Source organism: Nocardia uniformis NBRC 13702, from assembly GCF_001613345.1.
GTDB lineage: Bacteria > Actinomycetota > Actinomycetes > Mycobacteriales > Mycobacteriaceae > Nocardia > Nocardia uniformis.
In genome coordinates this window covers 1-16565 of sequence record NZ_BDCE01000060.1, presented here as the reverse complement: position 1 = coordinate 16565, position 16565 = coordinate 1, and the positions used below count along the sequence as shown (strand labels likewise).

Here is a 16565-nt window from a genome sequence, read left to right as displayed (position 1 = left end):
CGCAACGCTAACAGGCTCAACAGAATCGCGGTACCGATTATTTCGTTGCCGCCCCGATGCGGGACGGCCGGTGGGGTTACGCTGGCGTTATGTCTGATGCGATGTCGCCCAACGGATCTCGGATAGCGCTCGTGCTGGGCGGAGGTGGTCCGGTGGGTATCTCGTGGTTGACGGGGGTGGCCGTCGGGTTGCGGGAGGCGGGGATCGATCTGGCGCTGGCGGATCGGTTCGTCGGGACCTCGGCGGGGGCGATTGTGGGGACGGTGCTGGCCGCCGGTGGTGATCCGATGAGCCTGCTGGCCGAGCCGCCCGCGGATGCCGCTCCCATCGAGGCGGATCCGGCGAAGCTGGCGGAGATCTTCTCCGTCATGTTCACACCCGGTGTCGATGCGATGGACGCGCGGCGGCGGATCGGGGAGTTGGCGCTGGCGGCCGAGGCCGGGGATCCGGCGGTGCATATCGCGCGGATCGGCACCATGGTGGGCATTGCGGAGTGGCCGGAGCGGGAGCTGGTGCTGACCGCGGTGGATGCGCGCACGGGGGAATTGCGGGCGTGGGAGCGCGGTGGGGCCGCGACGCTCGAACAGGCGCTCGCATCCACCACCTGTGTACCGGGTGTGTTCCCGCCGATTCCGATCGCCGGGAACGATTACATCGACGGTGGGGTGCGATCCTCGATCAATGCGGATCTGGCACTGCCCGCCGATATCGTGGTCATAGTCGAGCCACTGGCACATATCTTTCCGCGAACCCCGGCCGACCGGGAATTGGGTTCAGCACGCGAGATTTCCATCATTCCGGATACCGCGGCCATTGCGGCGTTCGGCAATGACCTGTTCGGCCGGGCGGCGCTACACCCCGCCTTCGAAGCCGGAGTCCGCCAGGCCGCCGACGCCGCACCGCTGTTGAAGGACGTCTGGCCGACCCGCTGAGGGGAGAGACCTCGCCAGGGACTCTCGGACCACACCGGAGATGGTCCGAGCGATGTACCCCCGGCTGCGGGAGTGGCGTCATATCCGCGACACCGTCGACCCGGAGCGCGTGTTCGTCTCCGACCTGGCGATCGTCTGCAACTGGTCGATGAGGAGCCGTCGATGTCGGGGCGTTAGCGCGGGTCTCGGAGCTGGCTCTTGAGTACCTTGCCACCGGGATTGCGGGGGAGGGCGTTGGTGAAGACGACCTCCCTCGGTACCTTGTAGCCCGCCAGGCGCGACCGCGCCCAGTCGAGAATCGCGGCGGCGTCGGCGGCCGCCGGGTCGGTCGGTACCACCACCGCTCGGCCGACTTCGCCGAGCCGGGAATCGGGAATGCCCACCACCGCTACATCTTGAATCCCCGGATGCCGCAACAGGGTTTGTTCTATTTCGGCAGGGTAGGCATTGAAGCCGCCGACAATGAACATCTCCTTGAGACGACCGGTGATGCGCAGATAGCCCGCGGCGTCGAGGGTGCCGATATCACCGGTGTGCAGCCACCCATCGGTGTCGATGGTGGCGGCGGTGGCCTCGGGATCATCGAGGTAGCCGCGCATGACATTCGCACCGCGGACGGTGATTTCCCCCGGATCGCCCAGGGGTACGGGGTTTCCCGTGCGATCGACCAGGCGGATTTCGGTGCCGGGGAGAGCTTTCCCGGCCGTGGTGGCGACCAGGTCGGCGGGTGCGTCGGGTGGGCAGACGGACACCACCCCGATGGATTCGGTGAGCCCGTAAGCCGTGAAGACTTGGGGGACACCGAGATCGGTGCGAATACGTTCCACCAGCTCGGTGGGGACGGTCGCGCCTCCGGTACCGGCGAGCCGCAGTGAGCTCAGGTCGTGGCGGGTGCGATCGCGGTGGAGCAGATCGGTGAACAGGGTGGGTGCGCCCGCGATCATGGTGATTCGTTCCTGCTCGATCAGATCCAACACCAGATCGGTTTCGAAGCGGGGAACCGGAACCATGGTGGCCGCCCGCAGCAGTGACGCGATGATTCCCGCCTTATAGCCGAAGGTGTGCGAGAACGGGTTGACCAGCAGATACCGGTCGCCTTGGCGCAGGGTGACCGCGTCGGCCCAGCCGGAGAACACCGCGAGGGTCTGGCGGTGGGTCGCGAGTACACCCTTGGGTGCGCCGGTGGTGCCGGAGGTGAACAGGATGTCGGAGATGTCGTCGGGGTCGACGGCGGCGGCCCGGGCCCGCGCCTCCTCCACGGTTGTCGCGGAGGCGGATTCGAGGAACGACGACCACGAGTCCGCATCGCTCGCCACGATGGTCCGCGCGAGATCGGGCAGCTCCCGCCCGGTTTCGGCGAGCATGCGCGGATAGTCGTAGCCCAGAAACCCCCGCACCGTGAACAGCGCCCGGGTGTGGCTGCGCGCCAGCATATCCGCCGCCTCGACACCGGTCAGCCGGGTGCTGATCGGCACCACCGTGGCTCCCGCACCGAGCAGTCCGAGCGCGGTCACCACCCAGCGCGCGCTGTTCGGAGCCCATATCCCCACCCGGTCGCCGGGCTCGATCCCGGAACTCATTGCCGCCCGCGTGACCCGCGCCGCCCGCTCCGCCAATTCGGTGTACGTCAGGCGCCCCTCGGGTCCGCTGATGGCGAATACCTCACCGAATCGCTCGGCCCGGTCCGTGAGCAGGGCCGGAATGGTCGCGATAGCACCGACCCCCGCCGTGTCCCGCCGATCCATGCGCCCATCCTGCCGCACGACCGGGTCGTCGATATCGGATTTCACCCGGCGAATCCCGATGACCGGCCCGTCTACCGCCCTTCGGCGCGTCACTCGGTGGCGAACGTTCCGCTGATCGAGACCGAGTTGGGGATCGGAGGCCTCGACGCGGCACGCTCGATTCATGACCCCGGTGACTGGGAGGCGCGGGGGCGTGGTGCGCAGATGAACCGAAGGAGTGACATGACCGCGGGAGCGGAGCTTGCCCAGCGACCGAACGTGGCGGCCGAGGCCGTGACCGTCGTCGAACTCGATGGCGACTGTGGATTGTCGCGGACGAAGATCGGTGGCAAGGCCTGGAGCATCGACCATATGCGGGCGCTCGGACTGCCGGTACCGCCCGCCTTCGTGATCACCACCGACGGGTGGGCGGACTACACCCGGCGCGGCGGTATCGCCGAGGCGATCTGGCAGCAGGTGCGCGAGGGTATCGCCATGATCGAGCGTGGCACCGGGCGGCGGTTCGGCTCCACCGACCGGCCCCTGCTGGTATCGGTGCGCTCCGGCGCGGCCATCAGTATGCCGGGCATGATGGATACCGTCCTCAATCTCGGCATGACCGATGCGGTACAGCGCGCCCTCGCCGAGCAGACACGGAATCCCGACTACGCCAACGACACTCGGCAACGCTTCGTGAATCAGTATCGCGAAACCGTCCTGGGCGACGAGCACGGCGCGGTACCGGAGGATCCGTGGGCGCAGCTGCGCGCCGCGATCGAGGCGGTATTCCGCTCGTGGGATTCCCCGCGCGCCAAAACCTATCGCCGCAATCGAGGTGTCTCCGACGTCCTCGGTACCGCGGTGACCGTACAGGCCATGGTATTCGGCAATCTCGACGAATTATCGGGCACCGGAGTGCTTTTCAGCCGCAACCCGAATACCGGCGACGGGCCGGTGTACGGCGAGTGGCTGGTCGGCGGCCAGGGCGAGGATGTGGTCTCGGGCCGCCTCACCCCGCGCCCGCTCGACGAACTGGCCGCCACCCAACCGCAGGTGCACCAGCGGATCGTCGCCGCTGCGCAGCTGCTGGAACGCGACGGTCGCGATATGCAGGATATCGAGTTCACCGTCGAATCCGGCACGCTGTGGCTCTTGCAGTCCCGGCCGGCCAAACGATCCGCCCGTGCCGCCGTACGTGCCGCGGTCGCCATGGCCGACGAGGGGCTCATCAGCACCGACGAGGCGCTGGACCGCGTCACCGCCGATCAGGTACGCGAGGTGCTGCGACCCGCTTCCGGTGATATCACCGGCCAAATAGCCCTCGCCCGCGGCGAATCCGCGTGCCCCGGGCTGGCTTCCGGCGTCGTGGTCACCGACCCGGATGAGGCCGAGGTTCGGGCCGAAGCGGGCGAGGCCGTCATTCTGGTGCGGCCCACCACCAGCCCCGACGATCTGCACGGCATGATTGCCGCCCGTGCCATTGTCACCGAACTGGGTGGTACGACTTCGCATGCGGCACTGGTCAGCCGAGAACTCGGCCGCCCCTGCGTGGTGGGCTGCGGCCCGGGTGTGGTGGCCGCGCTCACCGGTCGGACCATCACGGTCGATGGTGGCGCGGGCATCGTATGGCCCGGGGAGATCGCCGGAAAGCCCGTCGAGGAAGCCATTCTCGCCGATATCCGCCAACTCGCCGTCTGGGCGGAAGCGAATCCGGATCAATTGCCCGCCCGCCTCGAAGAGCGTGCTGCCGCACCGGAAGACGCTGCGCGGGAACAGGTGTGCGAGCAGGCCCCGGTGACCGAGCTCGACCTGCTCCGCCTGATCGGGATCAAGGGCCGGGTCAATGCCGAGAATCTGGCCGCCAGCCTCGGCACCGAGGTCGACGACATCGCCGCCCGCTGTGCGGATCTGGTGACGGCGGGACTGTGTGCCAGCACCCCTGCCGGTTTCCGTCTCACCCCGGATGGCCGCCCGCGCCTGAACGAGCTGCTGACCGCCGAGTGCGGCACCGTCGACCACGCCGCGATTACCGGTGCCTACGACGAATTCTGCGTCTACAACCAGGATTTGAAGGTCATCATCACCGATTGGCAGATGAAGGACGCGGCCACCGTCAATGATCACGCCGACGCCGATTACGACACCGCCGTATTGGGCCGCCTCACCGCGACCCACCAGCGTTTGCGACCGCTCATCGCACGACTGGGTGCCATTGCCCCGCGCCTGACCCGCTACGCGGCCCGCCTGGACCGCGCGGTGGAGCGCATAGCCGCCGGTGACCACACCTACGTGGCGCGCCCGATTATGGACAGTTACCACACCGTGTGGTTCGAACTGCACGAAGACCTGATCGGACTGTGCGGCCGCACCCGCGCCGAGGAAGCGGCGGCCGGGCGTGCCCACTGACCATGCCGGACCGACCGAGAATACCGACAACCTGAGGCTGACTGATATCGCCGTGCCGACCGAATCCGCTTCCGACGCTGCCCCCCAACCTGCTGTCGCCGGACAGCGGTGGCTGGAGTTCGCGCAGATCGACAATGTGCGTGATCTGGGTGGTCTCCCCGTCACAACGGGCGGCAGTACTCGCTTCGGTGTGCTCTTCCGCTCCAGCACCCTGCAGCAGGCCACCGCCGCCGACCTGGATCTGCTGCTCGGCACTCACGGTCTGCGCACGGTCATCGATCTGCGCCTACCCGACGAAGTGGAGCGCGAAGGGTACGGGCTGATCGGTCCGGCCGATGTGACCATCGCGAATCTCCCGATCCGCAAGTCCCCGCAATCCTCCTTGGCCGCACGTGATCTGGTGCCCGACAAATCCCGTGTGGATTTGGTCGACCTGTACCGCCAGCTGCTGAGTGGCAGCGGTGAGCACATTGTCGAAGCCGTCCGGCTCATTATCGACCCGGACCGCTCCTCGCTGTTGTTCCACTGCGCGGCGGGGAAGGACCGCACCGGCGTGCTGGCCGCCGTCCTCCTGGATGCGGTGGGCGTGGTGCCCGAGGCCATCGCGCACGACTACGCGCTCACCAATGAACGTATGCGACGAGTCCGCGATCGCCTCGACGACCTGCCCTCCTACGCCGGACTACCACCGGTCAGTACCGGCATCCTCGCCGTGGAGCCGGGCGTCATGCTGCGCTTTCTGGAGAATCTGCGTACCGAATACGGCGGTGCGGCGAAATGGCTGCTCGCCAATGGTGTTTCGGAACCGGAACTGGATCGGCTCGGTGCCGTACTGGTGGACCCGACCGCTTGAAACTGGACGGTTGGCTGGTCGCCGGAAACCCGCTGCGGGGATAGGGTGGAGGAATGACGACCAGCAGCCACGCGGTTGTCGGGGCCCGCGAACGAATCGTGGCTGCCGCGTACGAGTTGTTCACTCGCCGCGGCGTCCGAGATGTTGATATCGACGAAGTGTCGGCACGCGCGAGCGTCACCTCGGAGACGCTCCGAGAGCTGTTCGCCAGCAAGGACGACCTGGTCATTGCCGTGTTGCGGCGACGGGAAGAACTCTGGACCTTCGCCCTGATCGAGGAGCAGTCCCGCAAACGTGGGGCGACCCCACTGGAACAGCTGCTGGCCGTTTTCGATGTCTTCGACGAATGGTTCGGCACCGATGATTTCGATGCCTGCACCTTCATCAATGTGCTGCTGGAAATGGGTGCGGATCATCCCATCGGGCGGGCCGGAATCGAACACCTCGGCACCATTCGCGATATCGTCCGTACTCGCGCCGAAAGCGCGGACCTCACCGATCCGGATAATTTCGCCCGCTCCTGGCACATTCTCATGAAAGGCGCGATCATTTCCGCCGCCGAGGGCGATCAGCTCGCGGCGCAGCGCGCCAAACGAATGGGCCGCCTGCTGATCGACTGTCACCGACCGCCCGCCATAGCAATGCAGGTGGGCTCAACTCCGATCGATGATGATCTTCCCGCCCGCGCCCGCCGCGATCACGGGCATCAGCCGTTCGGCCTCGGCGCGCACGGCGGCCTCGTCGACGGCGGAGAGCGGATGCCACGGGATGATCCGGATGGTCTCCCCGTCCAATGACCAACGGCCGTGCACGAATCCGTCGACCAGGTACATGGGCACTCCCCCCGACGCCTCCTTGCTGATCCGGGCGCGATCGACGTCGCTGATCATGCGGCGACGGTCGTGATGGCCCAGTAGCGCATTGTCGAAGGCGGGCAGGAACCGCACGGGTACCGGCAGATCCGGATCGGCGAGCGGCGCGTCGGGGATATCGAAGAGTTCGCGGCCGGTGTCGTCGCGGTAGACCCTCAGCTGTGGACGCAATGACGCCACCACCGGCCCGAGCCTGGTGACCCCCGACCACGCCTGCATATCGGCCACACTCGCCGGACCGAACGCGGCCAGATAGCGCAGCACCATCCGCTCCGGCTGCGGCAATGCCTCCAATGGCGCGCCGATCCACTCCTCGGCCAGCGATACCGAGACGTACCGATTGCGCCAGCGGCCCCATATTCCCGCCTCCGCATCGTGTAGCAGCGGCGTCATCACATTGAGCGCCGCCGCCAGTCGACCCGGATACGGTGTCGGAAACCGTTCTGCCAGTTGGCGTCCCAATTCGCGACGCGGCACCGTGCGACCGGTGAGCAACTCCCGCCCGGCCGCCAGCAACTGCTCCGGGTCGATCTCCCCCATGGCCTCGCGATAATAGGCCAACTGTGTCGACGCCGCGACCATCGGTTCCACCGTCGGATACAGCCACCGGAAGTCATCGGCGGTGGCCAGATGTACCGTCCGGCGAATCATAGTGCTGCGCACCACCGTTCGATCCCGCAGTAGCGTGGCCAGGTCGTCGTGGCGGAAATCGGTGAGCCGCGTCCACAGCCCCACATAGGGCCAGTTCGGCTCCTGACCCTGCACCGCGACCAGATGACGAATGAGGTCGGCGGCGGGCATGGAGACCCGGTCGACCAGCATCTGGCGCAGCAGCAGGGTGCGATTCAACTCGCGCAGCGATAGTTCCGTCATATGCCCATTCTGGCGGATAGATAGGTCAGTTCTTGTCCTAATTCTCCGAGGGGGTTCACAGACCTCGCACGGCGACGAATACCGCGGCCGTGCTGTTCTCCCGCAGGTAGATATCCGCCGGTGGAGCCCCGAAAAAATCCAGCCCGGAATCCGTCAGCCAGGTGTAGTCGATCAGCCGCAGCGATACCGGCCCGGCCGGTGCCACCAATTCGACGTCGAGCCCCTCGGCCGGGGGCGCGAAGAACTGGAACCCTTGCGCCGGGACCGGAGTCACCTCGCGTCCGCCCACCCGCAGGGCCTCGACGGCGGAATCGAAACGCAGATCCAACCGAATACCGTCGCGTGCCGACTTGACCCGCAGTGTGACGGTTCGCTGTCCGGAATCGGTGGTGTCGGAAACGATTTCGGCGGTCGGGGGCGGCAAGGCCGACGTCGGCGCCGGCCCGCTGGCCACCGCGTTCGGCCACAGCTCGGCGAACTGAGCGCCCGGGGCGGCAGCGTCGACGAATTCGTCGGTCCAGCGGTTGGGCTCACGCTGCGAAAGCCACCGTGCCTCATTGCCATCCGCATCGAAGGCATAGAGCAACTGCGACGGCAGCGGATGCTCGGCATCGAAGCGGTCGACGAACAAACCGAGGGCCGAGAGCGCGATCGTGAGTGTCAATGTCGTCGTCGGGATGAGCCAGCTCCGCCGCGGCGGCCAGGTCCGCACGAGCGTCACGGTGACCAGCCCGCCGAGCAGGACCACCAAGGGGGCCACCATGAATGGCGAGGCGGAAACCCCGGTCTGCAGCACCGCCCAAGAGGCACCGCCGAGGAATATCGCAGCCGGAATCAGGAAGAGTGTGAGTGTCGGTAGCCGCCACGGTTGCGGCACCACGAAAGTGACCGCGAAGCCGATGGCCGCCGCGAAGAGCGGAACAATCAGCATCTGCGCCCCGGATGGGACGAGGACGGTGCATGCCACACCGACCACCGTCACCGCGCCCAGCAGTCCGACAGCGGACGCCGTGGTGTCGAACAGGCGGCGGGCCAGCAGCCACCACACGGCGAGGACCGTGGCCGACAGCATGAGAACCGCCGCGTAGTAGCTCTCCGGGCGATAGGGATCGACATACTCGAGCGTTCGATACTCGGGTCGGATGAACTGCAAGGCCTCCCACAGCAGGTAGACCGCGCCCATGGCGACCGGGACAGCGAGCAGGAATGTCGCCCCGGCGGCGAATATTTTCCGTAGCTTGGTCTCCCCATTGCGCCGGACCGTCCAGGCAACCCATGCCAACAGAGCGACGGAAACCACCGCCAAGGCGATGATCACCCAGATCGGCAGCACGATGAGAATGCCGAACGGCAGCTGGAAGTAGGAGCGATCGGAGCCGCCGGACAGGGTCGCGAGATCGGTATCGCCGTACTCGCGGGCCAGGGCGAGGGTGTTATCGCCCATCTGCTGCACGGTCGCCGGATTCACATGTGCGGGATCGTCGAGGCGATTGTGGTAGTAGGCGCTGCTACCGGCGAATGCCCAGTCCAGCACCTGCAAGCCGCCGGGTTCGAAGGATACGAAGTCGGTATTGCTCGAGGTCTGCGCACCGCCCAGCGCCGTGGACAGTGAATCGGTATTCGGATGCGGCGCCGCCGCGACGGCGTCGATGAGATGGCCGTCGGGATGGGTTATCCGCCACAGCAATACCGGGCCGCTGGCACCGCGCGCCTCGTGATTGATGACCACGCCGGTGCGTTTGCCGTCCTGTCCGGCGGCGACAAAGGCCTCCGCGCCCAGCAGTCCGTTCTCCTCACCATCGGTGAGCAGTACGACCAGATCATTGCGCAGGGCGGAATCGGGCGCGGCCCCGAGTGCGCGGACGGCCTCCAGGATCGCCGCGATACCGGCGCCGTCATCATTGGCGCCCGGTCCGGAAGGAACCGAATCATAGTGCGCCGTAAGGTAAACGGTGCCTGTGGAAGCGGTACCCGGCTTGCTGGCGACGATATTGAAGACCTGCCCCAGGGCCAGCCCCTCGCGCTCGAACGTGGTGGGCCAGCGGCCGATACCCTCCTGGATCTCGGTCTGCAAACCCAGCTTCCGCAGTTCATCGGCGAGATATTCGCGGACGCGGGCGTGTTCGGGAGTTCCCGGCGGATGCGGCTGCTGGGCGATCTCCTCGATCGTTCGCATAGCGCGCTCCGCGCTGAACACATCGGCCGGCGCGTCCGCGGTGCGGTATCCGCTCGGCTGCCCCTCCCAGGCCACCGCCGCGGCGACGGCCACCAGGAACAGGAAGGCGAATAGACCGGAGAACCGCGACGCTGACCGCACGATCTCGATCGTAGCCATCGATCATCGCGCGACGGCGGAGATAGCAGCGGGCCGCGGCCACGCCGGGCGCGTGGGTGGTGCGGCCGGACACGTGACGGCCGGCTCGCTGTTCCGCGACGGCGACGATGCCCGCGACCGAGTGGGCCGGATCGCGGCCCCTGCGGCCGAGGTCATCGACGATGACGGTGACCCGGGGGTGCCCGCCGCGGGCTGGGGACAGGGCGGTGTCTTCCGGCTCCCCGCACCTACCGGGGGTGAGACGGAGCGAAGCTGATACCCGGAATCCGGCGCGGCGGGGCAGGACTGCTGCGATTGTTGAATCCGAGTCGACCAACCTACCTACCACGGGGAGGGACCGGCAATGGCCCGAATCAGCGTGATCAGCGTTTCCGATGGCCGCGACTATGTGCACGCGGGCATCGCGGATTTCATCACCACTGACGAATTCGCCCGCTGATGCTGCTCGGCGTAGATATCGGCACCTCCGCCGCCAAGGGCGTGCTGGTCGAACGCGGCGGCACCGTGGTCGCCAGAGCGCAATGGCAGCACGGTGTCTCGACCCCGCGCCCCGGGTGGGTGGAGCACGATGCCGAGAGCGTGTGGTGGGAGGAATTCGTCAGTATCACCCGCCAATTGGTCGCCGCCACCGACGCCGCTGAGCTGGATGGCCTGGCGGTCAGCGGAATCGGCCCGTGCCTGCTGCCCGCCGACGCGTCCGGTCATCCACTGCGGCCCGCGATCCTCTACGGCGTCGATACCCGGGCCGGAGACGAAATCGATGAGCTGAACCGCGAATTGGGTGCCGATGCCATTCTCGCGCGGTGCGGTTCACCGCTCACCAGTCAGGCCATCGGTCCGAAACTGCGCTGGCTCGCCCGGCACGAGCCCGAGGTATGCGCGCGTACCCACCTGCTCCTGATGGCCAGTTCCTTTCTCGTTCACCGGCTCACCGGCCGCTACGTCCTGGACCACCAATCCGCCAGCCAATGCACTCCGCTCTACGACCTGCGCGCCCGGGCCTGGGCTACCGATTGGGCCGCACGCATCGCCCCCGGTCTCCCGCTGCCCGAATTGGCCTGGCCCACCGAAGTCATCGGCTACGTCACCCGCGCGGCCGCGACCGTCACCGGTCTGCCCGAGGGCCTCCCGGTCACCACCGGCACCATCGACGCCTGGGCCGAAGCCGACAGCGTCGGTGTGCGCGCACCCGGTGACGCCATGGTCATGTACGGCACCACCATGTTCCTGGTCCAGGTCCTCACCGAACCCCGCCCGCATCCGGGACTGTGGGGTACCTGCGGAACCTGGCCCGGCACCTACACCCTGGCCGCGGGTATGGCCACCTCGGGCGCGGTCACCGATTGGCTGCGCACCCTGGTGGACAGTGAATTCGCCGATCTGCTCGACGAGGCGGCCGAGGTTCCGGCGGGCAGCCGGGGCCTGCTGGTCCTGCCGTATTTCGCCGGTGAACGCACCCCACTGTTCGATCCGAATGCGCGCGGCATGATCGCGGGTCTCACGCTCGGCCACAATCGCGCCGATCTCTACCGCGCCGTGCTGGAGGGTATCGGCTACGGCGTGCGCCACAACCTCGAAGCCATGGCCGAGGCGGGCGGCCGCGCCGAGCGCCTCATCGCGGTGGGTGGCGGCACCAAGGGTGGTCTGTGGACCCGGATCATCTCCGATATCACCGGTCTGCCCCAACAGATTCCGGCCGATACGGTGGGAGCGGCGCTGGGCAACGCCCGGCTGGCGGCCGAAGCGGTCGGCTTGAATACCTCCGCGTGGAACCCGGTGGTAGCGACGGTGGTACCCGATCCGGCCCGCACCGCGGCGTACGACTCGTACTACCGCCACTACCGCACCCTCTACGAATCCACCCGCGCCACCGCCCATTTCCTGGCCGCCGAACAGCACCGCTCCGCTCGCTAGGGCGACCGGGTCCGGCCATGCGGTGAACATGCGCGAAGTTCAGTTTGAAGTGGTATTACTTCGCAGTGGCATGGACGTTGCGACTCAGCGATGACGACGAGGCTGCGCTGGGCGCGCAGTCGGCATTGGAAGGACGGTCGAAGCAGGAGATCACCCGCGATGCCGTCCGCACCTATCTGGAGCGGCACCGCACCTGGGACGACCTCACCTTCGACCGCGCGATGGTGTGACGGCTCGGCGCGCCCGCCTGCTCGGCCGCGCCGACAGTGCGCTGTCCACCGCGGTCAGTTCCGCTCCGGCGGATAGTACATATCCCGCACCTCGGCATAGCGTTCGCGGATCGCTGCCCCGAATCTGACGGCGGGCGGCGGGAACTCGGTAGCCGCCGGGGGCGGCCAGTCCGGTGGGCGTGAGCCGCCGCGCAGGGCCCAGGCGGCTTGCCGGGCGGCACCGCGCGCCACATACTCGCCGGGTTCGGGCACCGTGACCGTGGCATTGAAAATCGTTGCGGCGGTGTGGGCGATGAGGCGCGAGCGGGCCGCGCCGCCGATCAGCAGAATGCGGCGGGGAACGGTCGGTAGCCGATCCAGGGCATCGGCCATATTGCACAGCATGCCCTCGATGGCGGCACGTGCCAGATGATGCGGGCGCATGGTGTGCGGGCGCAGGCCGTGCAGACTGCCGGCGGCGTGCGGGAGATTCGGGGTGCGCTCGCCGATCAGATAGGGGATCAGAACCAGGCCGTCGGCACCCGGCGGAGACTGTGCGGCAAGGACTTCCAGTCCCGACGGGTCCGTACCGAGCAGCGCTGCGGTGGCATCGAGTACCCGGGCGGCATTGAGGGTGCACACCAGCGGCAGGAAGGCCCCGGTGGCGTCGGCGAAACCGTTGATCTCACCGGTCGGATCGGCGATCGGTTGCAGCGACCGGGAGAAGACGGTGCCGCTGGTGCCCAGCGATACCACCACATCGCCCTCGCCGATACCCAAACCCAGTGCGGCGGCCGCATTGTCGCCGGTGCCCGCGGCGACCACCCGACCACCGGGCGTCCGACCGGCGACTTCGGTGGGAGCCAGCACCCGCGGCAGCTGCGGGGTGCGGCCCCGGAAGGCCAACGCCAGCAGATCCATTCGGTAGTGCTCACCGGACGGTGACCAGTAGCCGGTACCGGAGGCGTCGCCGCGGTCGGTGGTCATTTCGATATCCGGTTCACCGCCGCGCAATAGCCAGGTCAGGTAGTCGTGCGGCAGCATCACCCGGGTGGTGCGGTCGGCGAGTTCGGGCTCGTGATCGGCGAACCAGCGCAGTTTCGCCACCGTATGCGCGGCCTTCGGCACACTGCCGACCGCGTCGGCCCACGCCTGCGGCCCGCCGAATTCGCGTACCAGTTGTACGGCCGCCTCGGCGGAGCGAGTGTCGTTCCACAGCAGGGCATCGCGCACCGGGTGTCCGGCCGAATCGAGCACCACCAGGCCGTGCTGCTGCCCGGCGACGGCAATGGCCTCCACCTCCCGCATCATGCGCTCACAGGCTTGCCGTAGCGCCTCCCACCACATGGTCGGCGGCACCTCGGTGCCGTCCGGATGGGGAATCTGGCGGTGCCGCAATACCGTTCCGGTATCGGCATCGCACACCACGAGCTTGCAGGATTGGGTCGAGCTGTCCACTCCGGCGATGACCGTCATTGGTCTTACCTCGATGTCCTTGCGGTGGGACGTAACTGGATCTTGCGGCCGACACCCGAACGGAAGGTGTTCCGGGCATCGCCGAGCGCCACCACCTCTCCGGCGAATTCGTCTCCGGGAATGATCGGATAGGGCGTCGGCGGAAATTCCCCCGCCACAATGTGAATATCGGTGCCGCATATGCCGACCGCGTCGACCCGCACCACCACATCGTCCACTCCCGGTGACGGATCGGGCACCGTCTCCACCGAGAACTGTCCAGACTTCTCGACGAGCAACGCGCGCATATAAATACCATGCACCCGAGGTAGGGGTGGCCGATGCGTTTTCCCCCATTGGGGGGTGTGTGCGGGGAAATGGGGGACGCAATGGGATCGGAGTTCGGGTGTCGCGCTGTACTGTCTGGGCCGCTCACGCCTGATACCAGAGCGCGGTACTCGCGACACAGGCGTGTTCGAGCGGCCGATAGTGCCCGTCCGCACGCCATCCCAGCGTCTGTACGGTGACCCGCAGCGAATACTCGAAACAGATCGGGTCGGGAATGTGCCAGCGGTACATGCCGAATCGCTGCTGCGGTTCATAGATGCGATCCGGCGGATGCACCTGCACCAGCCCCAGATACGGCGTCGAGTAGGGCAGGTACGCGCCATTGAGGTCGAAATTCCAGGCACCACCGAAATAGTCCTCGGTACCGGTGCCACAGATGGTCGGGTATTCGGTGTCGTCATCGAGATAGAACTTCATCTCGCCCTCACCCCACCAGCCGGGTGCCCGCGGTTCGACCGCCAGATAGGTGCCCACATATCGACCCGGTCCGCCGGCCGCTTCGACAATCGGATGGACGGCGGGATTGCCGATCGGATCGCTGCTGCGCCACAGCGCGTGTAGTCGTCCGGCCGAATCCGGGACATCCTCTTCGAGATAGGTGATCTGGTAGTACACCGGCGCGGTCCGCTCGCCGCCATTGTGCAGCATGACCAGGGCGTGTGTGCCGAACGGCATGGGCCAGTAGCTGTTCAGTCCGCCCGCGGGCGCGACCACCACGGGCTCGGAGTTCACCAGCGCCAGCCGATCCCAGCCATTGCAGAAGAAATCGCCCAGCGGCACCCGGATCGCCGGATTCTGCGCGCCGTCCCAGTACACGTACAGCGTGAAGTCGTGCAGCATGGTGCAGTCGGTGCTGAGCCAGAAATGCCGGATTACCCCGGGCCCGGAAATATCGGCGAGTGTGACGGTTTCGCCCGGTTCCATATCGATCGACGGCGAGACCTTCCAGCCGCGTCCCAGCCCCGCCGCCGCGTAGGCGCCGGTGCCGGAGATGGCTCGACCCCCCGCCCCGGGTTGCCCCGTCGGGTTTTCCGCGCTGATCGATCGGGTGCGCCGCCCGTCGAGCCGCCAGATCTCCTGCACCGAAACTATTTTCGCATGTGAGAGCCGTGGCGCGGGGCAAGATCGACTGCGGATACGTAAAAGGTCGGCACCGACCCACAGGCGGTACCGACCCGAACTGCCGTTCTACTCAATAGGTTTCAGCTTCAACCCGTCAGCCGCCAGCCGGCAGGGTCGGGATTGTCGGCATACCGTCGGGTCTGCTGCAGCAGCTTGTTCTGCGGTTTGGCGACGGTCGCCGCATCGACGCCCAAGCCTCGGATGACGAACTGCTCGATAATGCCGTAGGACTTCCGTACCTGACCGAAGAAGGAGTCCAGGAAATCGGCCTGCACGCCCATGATCGGCTCGAGCAGTGTCCGGTCGGTGATCAGACCGTGCGAGATCAGGTAGTCCAGCGTCGCGTTGTTACTGGCGGCCAAGCGGTCGTTGGACAGCAGGAAGTCCGCCATGATGTCGGCCCGTGACACCCCGAGCAGGCCCATCAGGATCGCGGTGGTCACGCCGGTGCGATCCTTACCGGAGGTGCAGTGGTACATGATCGGGCCGGGTCCAGCTGCGCTGCGGTGTGCCGACCCCATGGCGAAGTGGGGTCGGCACACCGTTTTTCAGCGATTGCCGGGCTAATCCAGCAGCTTGGCCTTCACCGCGTCCACGGTGGCGGCGTCGATGCCGAGACCGGAGGACAGGAAGTTGTCGAACGAGCCGTAGGAGGCGTCGATCTGATTGAAGGCGGAGTCCAGGAATTCGCGCGAGACTCCGAGTACCGAATCGAACAGCGACGGATCGGTCACCTTGCCGGTGGACACCAGGTAATCCTTCGTGGCCTGGTTACTCGCGGCCAGATTCGCATTGGAGGCCAGGAAGTCGTTGTAGATCTGGCCACGCGGCACACCGAGCGCGCTCATGAGGATGGCGCTCATCAGGCCGGTGCGGTCCTTACCGGCGGTGCAGTGGTAGAGCACCGGACCGGGGGAGTCGGCGATCTCGGTGAAGGCCGCCGCGAACTGCGAGCGGGCGGTGGCGTCGCTGATCATCCACGCGTAGTAGTCGCTCATATACTTCGCGCCGCCGCCATTGCCGAGCACTTCCTGCTGCATTTCCGGCCCGCCCTGGACGAGCTTGCCGAAGAAGACGTAGAAATCATTGGCGGGGTCGTAGATCGGCAGGTGCACCGCGGGAATCGAGCCGGGCAGCTGATCGGGATTCTGATCGCGCTCGACGGGGCTGCGGAAATCGATCACCTTGGTAATGCCCGCCGTGACCAGCGCCTGCTGGTCGGCGGCGGTCAACTTGTTCAGCGCGTCGGCGCGGTAGACCGACCCGGGCTTGATCTTGCCGCCGCCGCCCTGGGTCGGATATCCGCCCAGGTCACGGGCATTGGGGGCGGAGATCTCGAGCGAGCCGCTCTTGGGGGATTGCAATACCGAGATCGGGATATCGGCTGCGGCGGGGGTAAGGGTGGCGGGGAATACGGCGATGAGTGCCGCGGCCAGACCGGTTACGGTGCCGCGTACTGCGCGCGAAATCGTCACTGGGGGTGTCCTTTCCATCGCGGGCCGAGGAGTGGGGGTTTCGGCCC

The 16565-nt window shown here is 67.0% G+C and carries 15 protein-coding genes and 1 pseudogene; 8 read left to right on the top strand and 8 right to left on the bottom strand.

Features of this window, described 5'->3' with window-relative positions; translation table 11 throughout:
• The first annotated feature begins 89 nt into the window (after positions 1 to 89).
• Positions 90 to 932, top strand: a complete 843-nt coding sequence (locus NU1_RS21755; protein WP_067523669.1) for a patatin-like phospholipase family protein — start codon at positions 90 to 92, stop codon at positions 930 to 932.
• Positions 933 to 972: 40 nt separating this feature from the next.
• Positions 973 to 1134, top strand: a complete 162-nt coding sequence (locus NU1_RS41630; RefSeq protein WP_157552756.1) for a hypothetical protein — start codon at positions 973 to 975, stop codon at positions 1132 to 1134.
• On the opposite strand, the gene NU1_RS21750 is transcribed toward NU1_RS41630, so the two are convergent.
• The gene (locus NU1_RS21750; protein ID WP_245720245.1) at positions 1106 to 2770 is read right to left on the bottom strand and encodes a FadD3 family acyl-CoA ligase; all 1665 of its coding nucleotides are present in this window, start codon (positions 2768 to 2770) and stop codon (positions 1106 to 1108) included. The genes NU1_RS41630 and NU1_RS21750 overlap by 29 nt on opposite strands.
• A gap of 129 nt (positions 2771 to 2899) precedes the next feature.
• Here NU1_RS21750 and NU1_RS42825 point away from each other — a divergent pair, with 129 nt between their 5' ends.
• The 3 genes and pseudogenes from NU1_RS42825 to NU1_RS40530 form a co-directional block, all read left to right on the top strand.
• Positions 2900 to 5062: a pyruvate, phosphate dikinase gene (locus NU1_RS42825; RefSeq protein ID WP_084521698.1), complete on the top strand. Its 2163-nt coding sequence runs from the start codon at positions 2900 to 2902 to the stop codon at positions 5060 to 5062.
• Positions 5052 to 5915: a tyrosine-protein phosphatase gene (locus NU1_RS21740; RefSeq protein ID WP_084521692.1), complete on the top strand. Its 864-nt coding sequence runs from the start codon at positions 5052 to 5054 to the stop codon at positions 5913 to 5915. Before NU1_RS42825 ends, NU1_RS21740 begins: the two co-directional genes overlap by 11 nt.
• A gap of 53 nt (positions 5916 to 5968) precedes the next feature.
• Positions 5969 to 6556, top strand: a pseudogene (locus NU1_RS40530) (TetR/AcrR family transcriptional regulator); the annotation flags it as partial.
• A 12-nt stretch (positions 6557 to 6568) separates the two neighbouring features.
• Here NU1_RS40530 and NU1_RS21735 read toward each other — a convergent pair.
• A complete protein-coding gene (locus NU1_RS21735; RefSeq protein ID WP_067523667.1) occupies positions 6569 to 7660 on the bottom strand; it encodes a winged helix DNA-binding domain-containing protein in 1092 nt (363 codons plus the stop codon).
• Between the two features lie 55 nt (positions 7661 to 7715).
• Positions 7716 to 9977, bottom strand: a complete 2262-nt coding sequence (locus NU1_RS21730; RefSeq protein WP_169815120.1) for a M20/M25/M40 family metallo-hydrolase — start codon at positions 9975 to 9977, stop codon at positions 7716 to 7718.
• Positions 9978 to 10068: 91 nt separating this feature from the next.
• Between NU1_RS21730 and NU1_RS21725 the strand changes: the two genes are divergently transcribed.
• From NU1_RS21725 to NU1_RS41625, 3 genes are all read left to right on the top strand, one after another.
• Complete coding sequence (locus tag NU1_RS21725) at positions 10069 to 10251, top strand: hypothetical protein (protein WP_157552753.1); 183 nt, start codon at positions 10069 to 10071, stop codon at positions 10249 to 10251.
• Between the two features lie 182 nt (positions 10252 to 10433).
• Positions 10434 to 11909: an FGGY-family carbohydrate kinase gene (locus NU1_RS21720; protein ID WP_067523664.1), complete on the top strand. Its 1476-nt coding sequence runs from the start codon at positions 10434 to 10436 to the stop codon at positions 11907 to 11909.
• A 65-nt stretch (positions 11910 to 11974) separates the two neighbouring features.
• A complete protein-coding gene (locus NU1_RS41625; protein ID WP_169815119.1) occupies positions 11975 to 12139 on the top strand; it encodes a YlcI/YnfO family protein in 165 nt (54 codons plus the stop codon).
• 54 nt (positions 12140 to 12193) lie between these two features.
• On the opposite strand, the gene xylB is transcribed toward NU1_RS41625, so the two are convergent.
• The 5 genes from xylB to NU1_RS21695 all read right to left on the bottom strand — a co-directional run bounded on the left by xylB (position 12194) and on the right by NU1_RS21695 (position 16518).
• On the bottom strand, positions 12194 to 13594 hold the full coding sequence (gene xylB / locus NU1_RS21715; RefSeq protein WP_067523663.1) for a xylulokinase: 1401 nt from the start codon (positions 13592 to 13594) through the stop codon (positions 12194 to 12196).
• A gap of 5 nt (positions 13595 to 13599) precedes the next feature.
• Positions 13600 to 13881, bottom strand: coding sequence for an alcohol dehydrogenase catalytic domain-containing protein (locus NU1_RS21710; protein ID WP_084521697.1), 282 nt, complete (start codon positions 13879 to 13881; stop codon positions 13600 to 13602).
• Between the two features lie 124 nt (positions 13882 to 14005).
• Positions 14006 to 15004: a glycoside hydrolase family 172 protein gene (locus NU1_RS21705; RefSeq protein ID WP_067523661.1), complete on the bottom strand. Its 999-nt coding sequence runs from the start codon at positions 15002 to 15004 to the stop codon at positions 14006 to 14008.
• A gap of 125 nt (positions 15005 to 15129) precedes the next feature.
• The gene (locus tag NU1_RS21700) at positions 15130 to 15564 is read right to left on the bottom strand and encodes a tyrosine-protein phosphatase (protein WP_084521691.1); all 435 of its coding nucleotides are present in this window, start codon (positions 15562 to 15564) and stop codon (positions 15130 to 15132) included.
• 42 nt (positions 15565 to 15606) lie between these two features.
• Positions 15607 to 16518, bottom strand: coding sequence for a tyrosine-protein phosphatase (locus tag NU1_RS21695; protein ID WP_245720243.1), 912 nt, complete (start codon positions 16516 to 16518; stop codon positions 15607 to 15609).
• Positions 16519 to 16565 lie beyond the last annotated feature (47 nt).